11 protein-coding genes are annotated in these 19,188 nt (G+C 65.3%); 7 read left to right on the forward strand and 4 right to left on the reverse strand.

The genetic code is table 11. The features are described 5' to 3' along the window. Positions 1-8: 8 nt before the first annotated feature. Positions 9-653, reverse strand: a complete 645-nt coding sequence (locus tag H3H39_RS17550) for a dihydrofolate reductase family protein (protein ID WP_182155062.1) — start codon at positions 651-653, stop codon at positions 9-11. 213 nt (positions 654-866) lie between these two features. On the opposite strand from H3H39_RS17550, the gene H3H39_RS17555 reads away from it, so the two are divergent. Continuing rightward, positions 867-1,232, forward strand: a complete 366-nt coding sequence (locus H3H39_RS17555; protein WP_182154870.1) for a hypothetical protein — start codon at positions 867-869, stop codon at positions 1,230-1,232. A 33-nt stretch (positions 1,233-1,265) separates the two neighbouring features. On the opposite strand, the gene H3H39_RS17565 is transcribed toward H3H39_RS17555, so the two are convergent. Further along, positions 1,266-4,760: a CHASE domain-containing protein gene (locus tag H3H39_RS17565; RefSeq protein ID WP_229218111.1), complete on the reverse strand. Its 3,495-nt coding sequence runs from the start codon at positions 4,758-4,760 to the stop codon at positions 1,266-1,268. Positions 4,761-5,393: 633 nt separating this feature from the next. Between H3H39_RS17565 and H3H39_RS17570 the strand changes: the two genes are divergently transcribed. The 4 genes from H3H39_RS17570 (at position 5,394) to H3H39_RS17585 (ending at position 13,728) form a co-directional block, all read left to right on the forward strand. Beyond that, positions 5,394-5,867: a CehA/McbA family metallohydrolase domain-containing protein gene (locus H3H39_RS17570; RefSeq protein ID WP_182154872.1), complete on the forward strand. Its 474-nt coding sequence runs from the start codon at positions 5,394-5,396 to the stop codon at positions 5,865-5,867. Between the two features lie 159 nt (positions 5,868-6,026). Further along, a complete protein-coding gene (locus tag H3H39_RS17575) occupies positions 6,027-7,910 on the forward strand; it encodes a two-component system response regulator (protein WP_182154874.1) in 1,884 nt (627 codons plus the stop codon). Continuing rightward, positions 7,907-12,865 (forward strand): HAMP domain-containing protein, encoded by a 4,959-nt coding sequence (locus H3H39_RS17580; RefSeq protein ID WP_182154876.1) that lies wholly within the window; start codon positions 7,907-7,909, stop codon positions 12,863-12,865. Before H3H39_RS17575 ends, H3H39_RS17580 begins: the two co-directional genes overlap by 4 nt. After that, complete coding sequence (locus tag H3H39_RS17585) at positions 12,865-13,728, forward strand: CheR family methyltransferase (protein ID WP_229218112.1); 864 nt, start codon at positions 12,865-12,867, stop codon at positions 13,726-13,728. The genes H3H39_RS17580 and H3H39_RS17585 overlap by 1 nt, the downstream gene beginning before the upstream one ends. 13 nt (positions 13,729-13,741) lie before the next feature. Here the strand turns inward: H3H39_RS17585 and H3H39_RS17590 are convergent, their stop codons facing one another. Then, complete coding sequence (locus H3H39_RS17590; RefSeq protein WP_182154878.1) at positions 13,742-14,365, reverse strand: glutathione S-transferase family protein; 624 nt, start codon at positions 14,363-14,365, stop codon at positions 13,742-13,744. 2 nt (positions 14,366-14,367) lie between these two features. Further along, the gene (locus H3H39_RS17595; protein ID WP_182155068.1) at positions 14,368-15,075 is read right to left on the reverse strand and encodes a glutathione S-transferase family protein; all 708 of its coding nucleotides are present in this window, start codon (positions 15,073-15,075) and stop codon (positions 14,368-14,370) included. Between the two features lie 151 nt (positions 15,076-15,226). Here H3H39_RS17595 and H3H39_RS17600 point away from each other — a divergent pair, with 151 nt between their 5' ends. Both H3H39_RS17600 and H3H39_RS17605 read left to right on the forward strand, forming a co-directional pair. After that, entirely contained in the window at positions 15,227-17,908 is a 2,682-nt protein-coding gene (locus H3H39_RS17600) for a M1 family metallopeptidase (RefSeq protein ID WP_182154880.1), read from the forward strand. Between the two features lie 460 nt (positions 17,909-18,368). Continuing rightward, entirely contained in the window at positions 18,369-19,100 is a 732-nt protein-coding gene (locus H3H39_RS17605) for a YceI family protein (RefSeq protein WP_182154882.1), read from the forward strand. Positions 19,101-19,188: the final 88 nt, after the last annotated feature.

Here is a 19,188-nt window from a genome sequence, read left to right on the forward strand (position 1 = left end):
GACTTGTATCACCGGCGCCGCAGCACCACATGGGTCGCCTTCTCCGTTCCAACGAACTCGACGCATTCGTAACCTAGCGCCCGCAAGTCCGCCCCTTCGAACAGGCGCTCGCCCCGGCCCAGCAGGACCGGCGAGATCGCGATATGCAATTCGTCTATGAGCCCTTCTTGCAGATACTGCCGAATTACACTGGCCCCGCCGCCGATGCGCACGTCCATGCCGTTCGCGGCGGCGCGGGCCAGGTCCAGCGCTGCCCGGATGCCACCCGTGACGAAGTGAAAAGTCGTGCCGCCCTCCATCTCGATCGACGGTCGCGCATGATGGGTCAGGACGAACACGGGCACGTGGTACGGCGGGTTGTCGCCCCACCAGCCCTTCCAGTTCAGGTCGGGCCATGGTCCCCGCACCGGTCCGAACATATTTCGCCCCAGTATCCAGGCGCCCACGTTCCGGAATCCCCGCGCGGCGAAGTCCTCGTCGACCCCGGTCGTGCCTTCGCCCCCGCCGTGGGCGCGCTGGAATGTGCGTGTCGGGATGAACCATTGGTGCAAGTCCGTCCCGCCCTCGCCCAATGGGTTGTTGAGGTCCTGATTCGGACCGGCTCCATAGCCATCGATGGAGATGGTGAAACTTTCAACTCGAACGCGTGTCATGCTGATGTCCCCACATTCTCTTGCGATTTCAACAAAATACACCTGTTTGCGCACGTCTGCACCGTTTCCGCTATGTCAGCATAGCCATCAAAATGATGCAATATTTGGAGAGAATTCCGTACGGCAACATATAGTAAGATTTACGCAATCATGTCCCTGGAGTGCCGCATGTCGTTTCGTCCCGCAGGATTTTGCTTTATTTTCGCACTGGGAATGGCAGCGGCCGCCGTCCAGGCCCGGGGCGTCGAGGAGGTGCCGCCGCCGCACTTTTCGATCTCCATCCAGGGCACCGGCATCGCCGGCAAAACGCTGGAGCTGGATGCCCCGCCCTACAGCAAGACGGTGGTGGGGTCACTGGGCGACTTGACGGTGGAACTGACGCCACGCCAGGATACCGACCCGAACAGCCGCGCTATCGTGCGCCTGCTGCGCAATTACGAGGGGGCTCGCGTGCTGTTGCACACGGCCAAGGTCGCGGGAAACAATCCGGGGAAATGGCAGTTGGCTTACTTGATTTGTAACGATGCGGTGACCTTCATGTCGCCGGCGCCGCAAAATCTGCCCGGCTGCCGCCCATAATCACCCTCGCCTCGCCGCACGCGCCAGACGGGCTCAGCCCGGCGCCAGCGCCACCAGTTCCTGCGCCACCAATTCATTGAGCTGGGCCAGCATAACGTGCATCTGCGCCACCAACTGACGGGCGCGTGCCGCGTCGGGCTCCTTGCGCATCTGTTCCAGCGCCAGGCACAGGTTGCCAAAGCGCATCGCACCCACGGCTCGCGCCGAGGATTTGATGCGGTGTCCCAGTTCCGACAATTGCCTCAGGTCGTCCTGGGCCAGGGCTGCATCCACTTCCACCATGCCGGCCCGGGCCGAATCGAGGAACAGCATCGCGTACTTGCGCATTTTGTCCGGCTTGTTGCCAAAGGTCTGGCCCAGCGCGGCCATGTCGAACATCTCGGCCTCGCCGGTTTCCGGCACGGACGCGGCCGGATTGCTTGCTGCCCCCGTCGGCGCACTGAACGTTGCCTCCAATAGCGGGGCGGGCGTGGTGATGGGGGGCGCGCTGATCGCGACCGGGGCCGGCGCCAGGGCGTTGGCGGCGGCCGGGGGAATCACCAGGGCGGGCGAACTGGCGCCCGGCGTCGCCGTGGGAAGTGGCACGGCGGGCACGGCCCCTACCCCAGCCGCAAGCCCGTCGGCGGCCGGCGGCGGTGTCAACGATGCCTTGGTCGGGGCGCCGGCTGCGGCGGCCGTGGTAGCTGCGGTGGGTGTGTTGGCTGTGTTGGCTGTGCTGGCCGCAGCGGCTGCGGCGCCAGCGGACGTGGCAGCGGTGACGGTCGTAGCCGTCGTAGCGGTATTGGCGGTCGTCGCCGTCGTTGCGGAAGAGGCGACGGCGGCAGTCGCGGCGCTGCCCCCCCCTGCGACCGGCACCGGCACGACCACATCCGGCACCAGCACGGTCGGCGGAGCGTCGACCGGCGCCAACGGGCCGGCCGCGCGCGCCCGCTGGCTCATCCATTTCGACAGCACATTGAACAGCAGCTGCGGCGCGATCGGCTTGGTTACGAATTCGTCCATACCCGCTTCGATACAGCGGCGCTGGTCTTCGCGACCGGCGTTGGCCGTCATGGCAATCACCAACGTCGCTTGCAATCGGGAATCAGAGCGGATCAAGCGAGTAGCCTCGAAACCATCCATCACCGGCATCTGCACGTCCATCAGCACGCAGTCATAGTGCTGACGCAGCAGCATGTCGATCGCTTCCTTGCCGTTGTTGGCCACGGCCACGATGGCGCCGGCATCCTCCAGCAACTCCTGACCCACTTGCTGGCTGAATACGTTGTCCTCCACCAGCAGGATGGAGGCGCCGCGGATGCTGTCGAGCACGTCCGGCTGCACGGCCGCGTCGTTGGGCTCCAGGAAGCTGGTGCCCTTGGCCAGCCGCGCCGTGAACCAGAACGTGCTGCCCTCGCCCAGCCGGCTTTCCACCCCCACCGTGCCGCCCATCAACTCGGCCAGTTGCTTGCTGATCACCAGACCGAGCCCGGTGCCGCCATATTTGCGGGTGGTCGAGGTGTCAGCCTGGTGGAACGATTGGAACAGGTTGCTCATCTGGCTCAGCGTCATACCTATGCCTTCATCCTGCACCTCGAAGCGCACCAGGGTGGTGTTGTCGCGGTCTTCCACCGGACGGGCACGGATGTAGATCCTGCCATTTTCGGAGAACTTGATGGCATTATTAGTGAAGTTAAGCAGCACTTGTTCCAGCCGCAACGGGTCGCCGCGCAACTGGTGCGACAAGCCGGGCCATATTTCATACACCAGTTCCAGGCCCTTGCGTGCAGCACTCTCGCCAAGCTGGCTGGAAATATTGCTCAGCAGCGAGTCGAGCGCGAAATCGGCCACTTCCAGCTCCATCTTGCCGGCCTCGATCTTGGAGAAGTCCAGGATGTCGTTGATGATGCCCAGCAAATGCTGGCTGGAATGGAAAATCTTGCTCAGATAGTCGCGCTGCTTGGGATCGCTGACGGCTTTCAGCGCCAGGTGCGCCATGCCGATGATGCTGTTCATCGGGGTGCGGATCTCGTGGCTCATATTGGACAGGAAGTCGCTCTTGGCCTGGTTGGCGGCATCGGCCTGTTCCTTGAGATTGTGCAACTCCGTCACGTCGGTCGACAGCGCGATCACGGCCGTCTCGGCGCGGTCGATTTCCACCGGCACCTTCACGGTCCACAAATGGTGCACGGCCCCTTGGTTGTCCGTATACACTTCCTCGCCGGCCCGCTTGACGTTGTCGGCGATCACGGAACGGTCGTCGGCCCAGGCCGCGTCGGCGGCGGCGGCCGGCATCAGGTCGCGGTCCAGTTTGCCGATGATGTCTTGCACCGGCAACGCCATCACTTGCGCCACCTTGGCGTTGGCATAGATGTAGCGCCGGTCCTGGCTCTTCATGTAGACCCGCGCGTCCACGTTGTTGAGCACGGTATCGAGCAACAGCCGCTGCTTGATGGCGCTGCGGCGCGACGAATATAACATGAAGAAGTAACCGTAGATCAGCATCGTGCCGGCGAAGCCCGTGGCCAGCGCGATGATGGGGAAATAGGTGTCGAACATGGTCAGCAGGTCGGCCTTGCGCACCACGAAATGGGCTTTCCACAGGCTGCCGTTGAAATCAATGGGCAACACCGACTGGAAGAATTCTGCCTCGTGCCCCACTGGCAGCAGGCTGGGCTGCATGGAACCATTGTCGTTGAACAGCAGCCGGTCGGTCTTCTCGATCACCAGCCGGCGCTGCTCGACGTCGGCGCTACCGTCGGCATACAAGGTCAGGTGCACCTGGCGCACGGCCATCTCGTCGATGGCGCCCTGCACCAGCTTGGGCACGCTGAATCCGATGCCCACCGTGCCCAGATAGGCGGCGCGCCGGCTCACCACGTCCGTCAGTTCCATGCCGCGCCGGTACACGGGCAGGCGCATGCCCAGCCCGATGTGGGGTGTCGGTTGCTTGACGACGATGGGCTGACCCGACGCGCCCACCTGGCCGCTGTCGCGCGACAATTCCATGGCGCGGTCGATGGCGGGATTGGCGGCGATATCCACGCCCATCTTTTCCTGCGCCAGCGCGGTCGGTTCCAGATAGGTCAGCACGGCGTAGTGGGCACGCCGGCCGGGCGGTTTGATGTCGAAACGGGGATAGCCTTGCGGCACCAGGCTGTTGTCGGCGCGCACGGCGGCCACGAAGGCGTCACGCTGGGCGTCCGACACCAGTGGCGCCCAGGTCAGCGCCTCGATGGCGGCGAAGTGTTGCGGCAAGTCCAGGCTGGCCACATATTGGTGAAATTGCAGGCGGCTCAGGTTGTCCGTGGTCTGGAACAGCGCCACCAAACCGCGCACCAGGTCGGAATACGATTTGACGCGGGCCGAAATACTGTATTGGGTGCTGCGGGTCAGGTTCTGGAAGCGCTGTTCGGCGTCATCCTCCACCGTCTTCAGGGCGGCCGCGTACAGCGTCAAACCGACCGCCAGCGCCAGCGACAAGCCCACGCCCCAGATCAGCATGCGCGAGCTCGCCACTCCCTTGCCCAGCTTAACCAATGTGCGCATCGTCCGTCACTTTATGTCTGAATAAAAACAGGCCATGACTGCCTGACCAGGACGCCTGATCGAAAGAAATTTGCATCACAGCAGCATACTATTAATGACGCCGAGTAACCACGTTTACCTGTTAAAGCCCGGCGTTGGTTTACGCGCTACGACACGCGTTATGACATAAATCAACAGTCACGCTGCATATTTTCCGCCTGGCGCGGAACTGGCGGCGGCGCCTTGCGCTCTAACTCTTCAGTTGCAAGGAGAAAGTCGTGGACGCAGCCGCCATGCGGGGGGGGGCAGCCGCTATATTAACGGGAAGCGCGCCATCGCGCAGCAGCGCATATGTAAGTAACGGGTAAGTAACGGTGCGCGCTGGCGCGCTGTGATGATTCTATCGGGCGTGATGAAGTGGGCCGGCGCGCACACAACCCGATCATCGCGAATTCGACGCAGCGCTCGACGTCCCCTACCACGCCGGCCCCGGCATGGCCAACGCACCCAATACGACACCCGTGCCCACCGGCGCCGCCATCGCACCGTACCCGGTGTACTACGGCAATCTCCACAGCCAGACCATCCACTGCGACGGCGGCGGCGACCAGGCCCATTGCAGCGGCGCGCAAGCCCCGCAAAGCGCCGCGCCATGTGGCCTTCAGCTCCGGCCAAGACAACCATTGCGCCAACTGGGGCGCCTCATACAGCAACCGCAGCGCCATCCTGTTGCCCAGCGAAACACCGTTCGACCACGCCGGCGTGCTGGCGGCCCTGCGCGCGCGCCGCGTGTTCGCCACCATGGACAAGCAAAGCCGATTCATGCTCACCGCCAACGGCCACCTGATGGGCGAACGCTTCGCCAGCTGTGGCCCCCTCACGCTGTCCGTGCGCTACGCCGGCGCGCCCGGCCGCGCACCGGCGGAACTGACTGTCATCGAAGGAGTTCCCGGGCGCAACGGCACCGTCACCGAACTGGCGCGCACGGCCGACACCACCCTGCTGCCCGCCCCCGGCGAGCACTTCCATTACGCCCGCTTGACCCAGGACGACGGCAAGCTGCTGTGGTCGGCGCCGGTATGGATCAGCCAGCGGTCCGCCCCACTATCGTGCGCTGTGCCCCCTTAATTTCCGCTAAACTTTTTCATTCAGGAAATTCGTGGGCATCCGTTGCTTTGCAGACAGTTTGTGGGCGCCGCATTTCGCTTGACTACCAAGCGCACTGGCGTATCTTTCAAGTCAAAGAACAAGCGCCGACCTCACTCCATCGCAGCCACGCCGTCTCCTATGCCGAAAGTTCTTCTCGTCAACGACGACCCGGCCAGCCTGTTCACACTGGAGCAACTGTTGGCGGACTCGGCCCGTCAACACGGCTATCAGTTGTTGTCGGCCTGCTCGGGCAAGGAAGCGCTGCGCCAGGTACTGCGCCATGACTTCGCCGTCATCCTGCTCGACGTCAGCATGCCGGACATGGATGGCTTCGAGACGGCCGAAGCGATCCACTCCCATCCGCGCTCGGCCGGCGTGCCCATCATCTTCATCACGGCCCATTACGCCGACGAGATGAACCGCCTGAAGGCGTACCAGAAAGGCGCCGTCGATTATTTGTTCACGCCCGTGATCCCGCAGATCCTGCAGACCAAGGTGGAAGTGTTCGTCGAGATGACCAAGCAGACCATCCAGCTGCGCAAAAAATCAGAGCAGCTGGCGCGCCTGAACGAGGATATGCGGGTGCAGCGCTTGCAGGAGCTGGAACGCATCAACCAGGAACTGGAAGCGGAGATCAAGGAACGCAAACACGCCGAGCAGCGCGCGCATGAACTGTCCACGCGCGACGCGCTCACCAATCTCGTCAACCGCCGCTCGCTGATCCAGCAACTGGAACATGCCGTGGCCTCGGCCGACCGCAACCGCACCCAGTTCGCGCTGCTGTTCCTGGACCTGGACAAATTCAAGGAAGTCAACGACCACTATGGCCACGAAGTGGGCGACGAGCTGCTGCGCCAGGTGGCGGCCCGGCTGACGGCGGCCGTGCGCGTGTCGGACGTGGTGGCGCGGCTGGGCGGCGACGAATTCGTGGTGCTGATCGAAGGCCCGGGAGCCGCCACCAACGCCGCCCGCGTGGCGCGCAAGATCGAGCAGGCCGGCGCCCGGCCCTATGTGATCGGCAGCCACCACATCCACAGCGCGCCCAGCGTGGGCATCGCGCTCTATCCGCAGGACGGCGACAGCGCCCGCACCCTGATGCGCAACGCGGACCTGGCCATGTACCAGGCCAAGCAGGATAACGGCGGCAGCATCAAATTCTTCCACGAGGAACTCAACGCGCGCGAACGGGAACGGGAGCGGTGGACGTGCGAACTGCAGCAGGCGCTCGACGCGGACCAGCTGGAGTTGCGCTACCAGCCGCAGGTGGCGCTGGCGTCGGGCCAGGTGCACCGTGCGGAAGCGCTGCTGTACTGGCGCCACCCCCGCCTGGGCTTGATCCCGGCGCCGCAGTTCCTGCCCTGCGTGCACGACCGCGCCCTGCTCGACCGGCTCGACGCCTGGGTCATCGCCGGCGCCTGTGCCCAGGTGGCCCAGTGGCAGCAGGCGTCATCCTCCGCGCAACTGGGTGTGACCTTCAACCTGGCCGCGCCCCAGTTGCGCCCGGAACTGGGGCAGCAGCTGTTGCCAGCCCTGCGGCGGCATCGGCTGCGCGCCGGCAGCGTCACGCTGGAACTGAACGAGACGCTGCTGCCGGACAGCGGCGACTGCGCCCTGGCGCTGCTGCGCCAGTTGCGGGACGCTGGCGTGCGCCTGGCGCTCGACCATTTCGGCAGCGCCCACTCCTCGCTGACCACCTGCAAGCAGCTGCGATTCGACGCGCTCAAGATCGACCACGCTTTCGTGCACGCCATCGGCCGCGAACACGGCGGCAGCGACATCGTGGCCGCCCTGATCCACCTGGCGCGCGCGCTGGCCATGCAGGTGGTGGCGCTGGGCGTGAACCATGAACAGCAGCTGGAACACCTGCGGACCCAGGGCTGCGACTACTACCAGGGCGAACTGTATTGCCAGCCCATGCCGCCGGCCGACCTGATCACCCACCTTCACCACACGGGCGCCGCCGGCCAGGCGCACGCGCCGTGTCCCACCCAACCTCCCAAACCAAGAGGAAAGCGTCCATGAACGATATGACCGACATGCGCGAGGAACTCGACGTCAAGCTGCTGCTGTCCACCCTGATGGCGCTCAAGAAGGGCGACTTCTCAGCCCGCATGCCGTCCGACTGGACCGGCATCTCCGGCAAGATCGCCGATACCCTCAACGACCTGATCGAAACCAAGGAAAAAATGGTCAAGGCGGTGGTGGAAGTGAGCCGGGTGGTGGGCCGCGAAGGCCGCTTGACCCAGCGCGCCGCCGTGCCCAACGTGGCGGGCGGCTGGGCCACCATCATCAGCTCCGTCAATACCTTGATCGACGACCTGGTGCGGCCCACCACGGAAATGGCGCGCGTGATCGGCGCCGTCGCGAAAGGCGACCTGTCGCAAACGATGGCGCTGGAAGTGGATGGCCACCCGCTCAAGGGCCAGTACCTGCGCGCCGCCACCACGGCCAACACCATGGTCGAACAGTTGTCCTCGTTCTCATCCGAAGTCACGCGCGTGGCGCGCGAGGTGGGCACCGAAGGCAAGCTCGGTGGCCAGGCCCAGGTGAAAGGCGTGGCCGGCACCTGGAAGGACTTGACCGACTCGGTGAACTCGATGGCCGGCAACCTCACCTCGCAGGTGCGCAACATCGCGGAAGTGACGACGGCCGTGGCCAACGGCGACCTGTCGAAAAAAATCACGGTGGACGTACGCGGCGAGATCCTGCAGCTCAAGGACACCATCAACGTGATGGTGGACCAGCTGCGCTCCTTCGCCTCGGAGGTGACGCGGGTGGCGCGCGAGGTGGGCACCGAGGGCAAGCTCGGTGGCCAGGCTTACGTTCCCGGCGTGGGCGGCACCTGGAAGGACTTGACCGACAACGTCAACTTCATGGCCTCCAACCTCACGGGCCAGGTACGCAACATCGCCGCCGTGACCACGGCCGTGGCCAATGGCGACCTGTCGAAGAAAATCACAGTGGACGTGAAAGGCGAAATCCTGGAACTGAAGAACACCATCAACGTGATGGTGGACCAGCTGTCCTCGTTCGCATCGGAAGTGACGCGGGTGGCGCGCGAGGTAGGCACCGAGGGCAAGCTCGGTGGCCAGGCCCAGGTGAAAGGCGTGGCCGGCACCTGGAAGGACTTGACCGACTCGGTGAACTCCATGGCCGGCAACCTGACGGGCCAGGTGCGCAACATCGCCGACGTGACCACGGCTGTGGCCAACGGCGACCTGTCGAAAAAGATCACGGTGGACGTGAAAGGCGAAATTCTGGAACTGAAGAACACCATCAACGTGATGGTGGACCAGTTGAATTCCTTCGCCTCCGAAGTCACGCGGGTGGCGCGCGAAGTGGGCACGGAGGGCAAGCTCGGTGGCCAGGCCAACGTGCCCGGCGTGGCCGGCACCTGGAAGGACTTGACGGACGGCGTGAACTCCATGGCCGGTAACCTGACGGGCCAGGTGCGCAACATCGCCGACGTGACGACAGCCGTGGCCAACGGCGACCTGTCGAAAAAGATCACGGTGGACGTCAAGGGCGAAATCCTGGAACTGAAGAACACTATCAACGTGATGGTGGACCAGCTGTCCTCGTTCGCATCGGAAGTGACGCGGGTGGCGCGCGAGGTGGGCACCGAGGGCAAGCTCGGTGGCCAGGCTTACGTGCCCGGCGTGGGCGGCACCTGGAAGGACTTGACCGACAACGTCAACTTCATGGCTTCCAACCTGACGGGCCAGGTGCGCAACATCGCCGCCGTGACCACGGCCGTGGCGCGCGGCGACCTGTCGAAAAAGATCACGGTGGACGTGAAGGGCGAAATCCTGGAGCTGAAAGACACCATCAACGTGATGGTGGACCAGTTGTCCTCGTTCGCCTCCGAGGTCACGCGCGTGGCGCGCGAGGTGGGTACGGAAGGCAAGCTCGGTGGCCAGGCCAACGTGTCCGGCGTGGCCGGCACCTGGAAGGACCTGACGGAAAACGTCAACCAGCTGGCGGCCAACCTGACCAACCAGGTGCGCGCCATCGCCGAGGTGGCGACGGCCGTCACGCGGGGCGACTTGTCGCGTTCGATCCAGGTGGAGGCGCGCGGCGAGGTGTCCTACCTGAAGGACAACATCAACGAGATGATCCGCAACCTGAAGGACACCACGCTCAAGAACGCCCAGCAGGACTGGCTGAAAACCAACCTGGCCCGCTTCACCCGGCTGCTGCAGGGCCAACGCGACCTGGCGGCCGTGAGCAAGCTGATTTTATCGGAGCTGGCGCCGCTGGTGTCGGCCCACCACGGCGTGTTCTACATGATGGATTCGCTCGACAGCGACGCCCGGCTGCGCATGATCGCCAGCTATGGCTACCGCTCCAGCCGCAAGCTGCCCACCTCCTTCCTGCCCGGCGAAGGGCTGGTGGGCCAGTGCGCGCTGGAGAAGGCGCGCATCTGGCTGACGGACGTGCCGCGCGACTACATCGTCGTCTCGTCCGGCCTGGGCGCGGCGCCGCCCACCAACATCGTGGTGCTGCCGATCCTGTTCGAGCAGCAGGTCAAGGCCGTGATCGAGATCGCCTCGCTGGACCGCTTCACGGAAACCCACCTGTCGTTCCTGGACCAGTTGATGGAATCGATCGGCGTGGTGCTCAACACCATCGAAGCGAACAGCCGCACGGAATCGCTGTTGACGCAATCGCAATCGCTGGCGCAGGAACTGCAACAGACCAACCAGGAACTGGCCGAGAAGGCGCGCTTGCTGTCGGAACAGAACATCGAAGTGGAGCGCAAGAACCGCGAAGTGGAGCAGGCCAAGCTGGCGCTGGAGGAAAAGGCCACCCAGCTGGCGCTGTCGTCCAAGTACAAATCCGAGTTCCTGGCCAATATGTCGCACGAATTGCGCACGCCGCTCAATTCACTGCTGATCCTGGCCCAGCAGCTGGGCGACAACCCGGAAGGTAACCTGTCGGGCAAGCAGGTGGAATTCGCCAAGACCATCCACGGCTCCGGCTCCGACCTGCTCACGCTGATCAACGACATCCTGGACCTGTCCAAGATCGAATCGGGTACGGTCACGCTGGACGTGTCCGAATACCGCTTCCAGAACCTGCGCAACTATGTGGACCGCACGTTCCGCCACATGGCCGAGGCCAAGCACCTGTCGTTCAGCGTGGCGCTACACGATGGCCTGCCCACGGCCATGATGACCGACACCACACGCCTGCAGCAGGTGCTGAAAAACCTGCTGTCGAACGCCTTCAAGTTCACCAACCATGGCCAGGTGTCCCTCACCATCAGCCTGGTGACCAGCGGCTTCACCAGCGACCACCCCAACCTGCTGCACGCGGACGCGGTGCTGGCCTTCGCCGTCAGCGACACGGGCGTGGGCATCGCGGCCGACAAGCTGCAGCTGATTTTCGAAGCGTTCCAGCAGGCCGACGGCTCCACCGCCCGCAAGTACGGCGGCACGGGTCTGGGCCTGTCGATCTCGCGCGAACTGGCACGCCTGCTGGGCGGCGAGATCCGGGTCGAAAGCGTGGTCGGCGCCGGTTCCACTTTCACCTTGTTCCTGCCGTATAACCGGGCCGGTTTCATCAACTACGACATGGGGCGCCAGTCCCAGGTACGGCTGCCGTCGCCGCCGCCGCAAGTCATTTACGCCACCGCGCCACCGATTGGGCATAGCGATCCGGAGCCGGCCAACGGCGGCCAGCGAGGCCACGATGGCCACGATGGCCACGATGGCCACGACGGTCACGAGATGGCCCAGGAACAGGATCACGACCTGACCGACTACAACGCCACCGGCGATGACCGTAGCCTGATCGCGGCCGGCGACCCGTCCGTGCTGATCGTGGAGGACGACGAACGCTTCGCCAAGATCGTGCTCGATTTCGCACGCGAAAAGAACTTCAAGGGCATCGTCACCCACCAGGGCGACTCGGCCCTGAGCCTGGCGCGCGACTACCTGCCCTCGGCCATCCTGCTCGACATCGACCTGCCCGACATCGACGGCTTCACGGTGCTGGACCGGCTCAAGCGCGATCCCAGCACGCGCCACATCCCCGTGCATGTGATGTCCATCCTGCGCGAACGGGAACGGGCGCTGCGCCAGGGCGCCATCTCCTACATGAGCAAACCGGTCGGCAAGGAGGCGCTGCAGGAAGAATTCGGCCGCATCCAGAATTTCCAGTTGGGCGGCAAACGCAGCCTGCTGGTGGTGGACGACGAGCAACATCAACGCGACGCCATCGTGGCCCTGATCGGCGACACCGACCTGCGCATCGTCGCCGTCGACACTGGGCAGGCTGCGCTGAACGCGCTGCACGAATCGCATTTCGACTGCATGGTGCTGGACCTGACGCTGCCCGACATCAGCGGCTTCGACCTGCTCGACCGCATCGGCAAGGACCCCGACCTGCGCCACCTGCCCATCGTGATCAACACCGCCAAGGACCTCAATCGCAAGGAGGTGACCAAGCTCAAACGCTACGCCAAGACCATCGTCGTCAAGGATGCCCGCTCGCCCGAGCGGCTGCTGGACGAGACGGCGCTGTTCCTGCACCGCTCGCAAGCCAGCCTGCCGGAAGCGCAGCGCCGCATGCTGGAGGAAATCCACGCCGCCGAAGGGGGGCTGGCCGGGCGCAAGGTACTGATCGTGGACGACGATTTGCGCAACATCTTCGCCCTGTCCTCGCTGCTGGAGCGCCAGCAAATGCAGGTGTCGTTCGCCGAGAACGGACGCGACGGCATCGAAGTGCTGGAAAAGGATCCCACCATCGAGATCGTCCTGATGGACATCATGATGCCGGAGATGGACGGCTACGACACCATGCGTGCGATCCGGCGCATCCCCAAGTTCAAGTCGCTGCCCATCATCACGCTCACGGCCAAGGCCATGAAGGGTGACCGCGACAAATGCATCGCCGCCGGCGCCTCGGACTACATCACCAAGCCGGTGGACGTGGCGCAGTTGCTGTCGCTGATGCGGGTCTGGCTGCACTGATGGCGGCCGTGATGGAAGCGGCCGAACCTCCCCAGCGCCAGCCCGGCACGCCGGCTGTGGAGGAACTGGAACTGGCGCTGCTGCTCGAAGCGCTGGTGCAATGCTATGGCTACGATTTTCGCGGCCACGAACGGGCCGTATTGCGGCACAAGCTGGCCGCCGTGATGGTGCGGCTCGGGGCGCGCACCCTGTCGTCGCTGCAGGACCTGGTGCTGCACGACCATGGCGCCATGGCGGCCGTGCTGCGGGCGCTGCATGTGCCGCCAGCCGCCCTGTTCGACGACGCGCCGGAAGTGGCGCAACTGCGCGCCGTGCTGGGCGCCTGCCTGCACGGCGCGGCCTTGCCCAAGGTGTGGCTGGCCGACTGCGCCGGCGCCATGCAGGCGTGGACGCTGGCCATCCTGCTGCGCGAACAGCAGCTGGACGGCCGCACGGAGATCTTCGCCACCGTGCCCAGCGACGAGCAGTTGGCCGAGGCGCAGGACGCCAGCGTGGCGCTGGCCGACCTGCCCGCGCTGCAGGAGAACTATGTGCGCTGCGGCGGCCAGGGCGCGCTGCTCGGCCACTTGCTGGTCCAGGGCGAGCGGGCCACGCTGCTGCCGCAACTACGCAGCCGCATCACCTGGGCCCAGTACAACCTGGTGACGGACGCCTCCTGCAACGAGTTCCAGCTCATCGTGTGCCGCCGCGCCCTGCCCGACTTCGGCCCCATGCTGCGGCGGCGCGTGCTGCGCCTGTTCCATGACAGCCTGGCGCCGTTCGGGGCGCTGGGCCTGGACCGTCCGTTCGACGCGGACGACCCGCTGGCCGCCAGTTACCAGCCACTGTTGCCGCAACTGCCGTGGTACCGGCGCACGGCTTGATCAAGCGACCGCCCTAGTTCACGGCCGCGCTGGGACGCTCCGCGATGCGGTCGCGCCAGGCCTGCAAGTGCTCCATGCCTTCCGCGCCGGGGCGGAACCTCATCAGGCCACGCGCGAACTCCAGCGCGCAGAAGGCCGTGATGTCGGCGATGGTGAAACGGGCGCCGGCCACGTAAGGCTGGCCGGCCAATGTCTGGTCCAGCCAGCGCGCCACGTCGCGCACCTTCTCGCCCTGCGAGGCGCCGAATTCGGGGAACTGCGGCTGCTCCAGCTTGGCCAGGCCGGGATGGGTGTGGCGGATGCAGTTGGCGATGGCGGCGAACAAGCGCAGTTCCACGCGGCGGTCAGCCATCTCGATGAAAGCCCGTTCCTCGTAACCCTCGCCCATCAGGTTCGGCTCCGGCGCGTAGCCTTCCAGCCAGGAGCAGATGGCGCGCGTCTCGCACAACATGCGGCCATCGTCCAGTTCCAGCGCCGGCACCTGGGCCAGCGGATTCCTGGCCAGGAAGGCCGCGCTCTTATGCTCGTTGGTGGACAGGTCGATCATCACTTGCTCGATGCCGTCTATGCCCTTCTCGGCGATGAACATGGCGACGCGGCGCGGATTGGGCGCGCGGAATGCGGTGTACAACTTCATCTTTAAACTCCTTGTTCGCGGGATTGTCCGGTTTCCAGCATCTTGCGCGCCTCGGCGGCGAACTGCTGGGCTTTCTCTGCGCTGGCCGTGCGGTCCAGCTGCGACGGCGGCAACTGGATGCCGCGCTTGACGGCCGGCCGTTCGGCCACCGCGGCCAGCCAGCGGGTCAGGTGCGGCAAGTCGTCGGTGGGTACGCCCGACCAGTTGTGGGTACGCACCCAGGCCCAGTTGGCGATATCGGCGATCGAATAGTCGCCGGCCACGTATTCATGCTCCTTCAAGTGGCCATCCAGCACCCGGAACAGGCGCTTGCTCTCGCCCTGGTAACGGTCGATGGCCGGCTGTATCTTTTCAGGGAAGTAGCGGAAGAACACATTGGCCTGGCCCATCATGGGGCCGATGCCGCCCATCTGGAACATCAGCCACTGCATCACCAGCGAGCGGCCCTTGGGATCGGCGGGCATCAGCCGGCCCGTTTTCTCGGCCAGGTAGACCAGGATGGCGCCCGATTCGAACACGGCGAAATTGTCGGCCGCACGGTCCACGATGGCCGGGATGCGGCCATTCGGATTGATCGCCAGGAACCACGGCTGCTTCTGCTCGTTCTGTGACAGTTCCAGCGTATGCAACGTGTAGGGTAATTCCAGTTCTTCCAGCGCGATGGAAATCTTGTGGCCGTTCGGCGTGGCGGCCGTGTACAGGTCGATCATGGCGGCGTGTTCCCTCATGTTTGAGCAGCTTGGAATCATAGCGCCATTTGGCGGCAGGCGCTTGTGGTCGCATTGACAAGCATGCGCTTTCTCCGTAGATTGCCGCTACACTTTCACCGATTTCCCGACTCCACAAGATAAAGGGCACAGCATGCAGCGCAGCTTGATTTCACTGGCGATCCTCACCATGATCGCCACGCACCAGTTTTCCGCCACGGCGGCCGAGGCCAACCAGGCCAATACGGCCAAGGCCGGCGCCAAAGCCAGCGCCACCAGCGCCCAGGTCACCACCCAGCTGCCACGCAATGCCAGCCCCACCCACTACGCCCTGTCCATCGTGCCGGACGCGGAACACAGCACCTTCAGCGCCAGCGTCACCATCGCGCTGGAGATCCGCCAGCCCAGCACCAGCCTGACGCTCAACGCCGCCGACCTGGACTTCGCCAGCGCCGCCATCAGCGCCGGCCCGGGCCTGGCGCCGCTGGCCGCCAGCGCCATCACCACCGACGCCGAACAGCAAACCGTCACACTGAACTTCGCGCGCGAACTGGCGCCCGGCAGCTACCAGCTGCAACTGGCTTACCGCGGCAAGATCGGCGCCCAGCCGGCCGGCCTGTTCCAGCTCGACTACCAGAACGGCGGCGCCAACAAGCGCGCCCTGTACACCCAGTTCGAAAATTCGGACGCACGCCGCGTGCTGCCCTGCTGGGATGAACCGAACTACAAGGCCACCTTCGCGCTGGAGCTGACGGCGCCGGCCGGCCAGAGCGCCATCTCCAACATGCCGCTGGCCTCGTCCAGCGCCCTGCCCGATGGCCGCCAGTTGCTGCGCTTCGCCACCACGCCGCGCATGTCGACCTATCTGCTGTTCTTCAGCCTGGGCGAATTCGACCGCGCCACCACGCGCGCGGGCGCCACGGAACTGGGCGTCGTCACCCAGAAAGGCAAGGTCGAGCAGGCCCGCTTCGCACTCGACGCCAGCGCCGCCGTGCTGCGCGAATATAACGACTACTTCGGCTTGCCCTATCCGCTGCCCAAGCTCGACAACGTCGCCGCCCCGGGCCGCAGCCCGTTCTTCGGCGCCATGGAAAACTGGGGCGCCATCTTCTCGTTCGAGAACGCCATGCTGCTCGACCCGGCCATCTCGACCCAGGCCGACAAGGAGGAAGTGTTCCTGGTGGCGGCGCACGAGATCGCCCACCAATGGTTCGGCGACCTGGTCACCATGCAGTGGTGGGACGACCTGTGGCTCAACGAGGGCTTCGCCAGCTGGATGGAAAGCCGCACGATGGCGCGCCTGCATCCGGAATGGCAGACCAATTTCAGCGCCGTCGAGGCGCGCGAACACGCCATGGCGCAGGACGCGCTGGCCACCACCCACCCGGTCGTGACCCATATCGAAACGGTGGAACAGGCCAACCAGGCTTTCGACGGCATCACCTACCAGAAAGGTGAGTCCGTGATCCGCATGCTGGAGAACTACGTGGGCGAAGACGCCTGGCGCGCCGGCGTGCGCGCCTACATGCGCCGCCACGCGCAAGGCAACACCGTGTCGGACGACCTGTGGCGCGAGATCGAAAGCGCGGCCCACAAGCCGGTGCGCGCCATCGCCCACGACTTCACGCTGCAACCGGGCGTGCCGCTGATCCGGGTGCAGGACGCCGTGTGCCGCAACGGCCGCACCACCCTCACCCTGGCCCAGGGTGAATTCAGCAAGGACCATCCGGACAAGGCGCCGCAAAGCTGGCAAGTGCCCGTCATCGCCCAGACCGTGGGCCACGCCAGCGCCCGCGCCGTCGTCAGCGGCAAGCGCGCCACGATGACCGTGCCCGGTTGCGGCACCGTGCTGGTGAACGCCGGCCAGGCCGGCTACTACCGCACCCTGTATGCGCCCAAGGCCTTCGACGCGCTGGCCGGCCAGTTCGCCAGCCTGGCCCCGATCGACCAACTGGGCCTGCTGGCCGACAGCTGGTCGCTGGGCATGGCCGGCCTGCAGCCCGCTTCCAGCTTCCTCGACCTGGCCAGCCGCGCGCCGCTCGACGCCGCGCCACCCGTGTGGAGCGAGATCGCCGGCGTCTATACCGGCATCGACCAGCAGTACGAAGGCGCGCCGCAGCGCCGCGCCATCTTCGACCAATACGCGCGTGGCCACCTGTCGCCCGTGCTGGCCCGCATTGGCTGGGAAGCAGCGGCCGGCGAAACCACCTCCACGGCCAAGCTGCGCACGGAACTGATCGCCGCCCTGAGCGCGCTGGGCGACGCCGCCACTATCGCCGAGGCGCGCCGCCGCTTCGATGCCGGCACGCCGGAAGCCATGCCGGCCGCCATCAAGCGCACCATCCTGGGCGAGGTGGCGCGCCACGCTGACGCGGCCACCTGGGAGCGGCTGCACCAGATGGCCAAGGCGGAAACCTCGGCCCTGCTGCGTACGGAACTGTATCTGCTGCTGGGCGCCACGGAAGACGCGGCCCTGGGCCAACGGGCGCTGGAGCTGGCCCTGAGCGGCGAGCCGGGTGCCACCGACAGTGCCGCCATGATTTCGCGCGTGGCCGTGCGCCATCCGGAACTGGCGTTCGACTACGCCGCTGCCCACCGCGAACAGGTGGAAGGCAAGATCGACGTCGCCTCGCGCAGCCGCTACTTCCCCCATCTGGCCAGCCAGTCGGCCGACCCGGCCATGATGGACAAGCTGACCGCCTTCGCCAAGGAGCACCTGCCGGCCGGCGCGCAGGGCGACACCACCGCCACCGTGGCCGGCATCGCCTACCGCATCAAGGTGCGCCAGCAACGCCTGCCGCAGATCGACGCGTGGCTGACGCGCAAGGCACCGTAAGAAATCGTTGGAACAGCCGCAGAAAAAAAAGAGGCCGGCGCATCGTAGGATGGGGCCGGCCTGAAACGCTGATTAAAGCGTAGGGATTTTCGGTTCCGGCGGTCTGTGGCCGCCCGGAGAATTCTGTGCCGGAGACGAGAGTCCGGCAACTCTGCGCGTGGCTGATACCGCGCGCTACAGGTGTTACTGTGCCACCAATCGGTGAGCGCAGGCTTAGGACTTGATTAAGGTGGGTGAATAATCGTCCCGCGAAGGGAACGGGAGACAGGCAAGACGAAATATACTTGCCGAGCAGGAATTCTGGTGCCGGTGCTCGAGGCCACCGGCTAACCTGCTGAGTCGTGTTTGGTGAAATCCCGTGCCGGCTTGGACACGGTGACCAGCTCAAGCACGCTGGGACCAGCGGGAGGCATCATAAACGGACTATGTGACGGCGCAATGACGGGCGGATAACCATATCATGACATTCACGACAACGTTACATCGGCTCCACCCCACGCGGCTGGCCGGGACCGTGCCGGCCTGCCTGCTGGCCTGCCTGCTGGCCGCCTGCGCGCCCGCCGGGGTGCAGCAGGAAGCACCAGCACCTGCCGCATCGCCCATCGCCGCCCCGGCCGCCGACTGGCGCGCGCCCTATCTCCAATGGCAAACGGCCGGCCAGTCCGTGCTGCGCATCGACACCCAGCGCTCGCTGATCACGGTGCTGGTACGCCGCGCCGGCCCCCTGGCCCGCTTCGGCCATGACCACGTGGTGGCGATCCGCCAAATGGATGGCTACGTGGCGCCGGCCCACAACCGCGCCGACTTCCAGTTCCGCCTGGACCAGATGACGGTCGATGAGGCTGAGTTGCGCACGGCGGCGGGCCTGGCGCCCCAGCCGACGGCCGACGCCATCGCCGGCACCCGCCACAACATGCTGGCGCGGGTGCTGGACGCCGACCATTTTCCGCTGGTGCAAGTGCATGCCGAACGCAGCGACGGCGACCACTTGCAAGCCAGCGTCACCTTGCACGGCATCACCCGCGTCCTGCCGATGATGGCCCAGCGTGAGACGGACGGCGCCGGCCTGCGCGTGCGCGGCGCCGTCACACTCAAGCAAACGGATTTCGGCCTGGTACCGTTTTCCGTCATGGGCGGCGCCATGGCCGTGCAGGACGAACTGGAACTGCGCTTCGACCTGCGCGCCAATTGACATCAAAAAAAAGCCCGCTTCCCTCTGATGGGAGGGAGCGGGCGAAGATTTTCAAATCGGGAGAGACTTGAAAGAGCAAGGCCATTGT

The sequence above is a fragment of the Rugamonas apoptosis genome (genome assembly GCF_014042355.1).
Taxonomy (GTDB): Bacteria; Pseudomonadota; Gammaproteobacteria; order Burkholderiales; family Burkholderiaceae_D; genus Rugamonas; species Rugamonas apoptosis.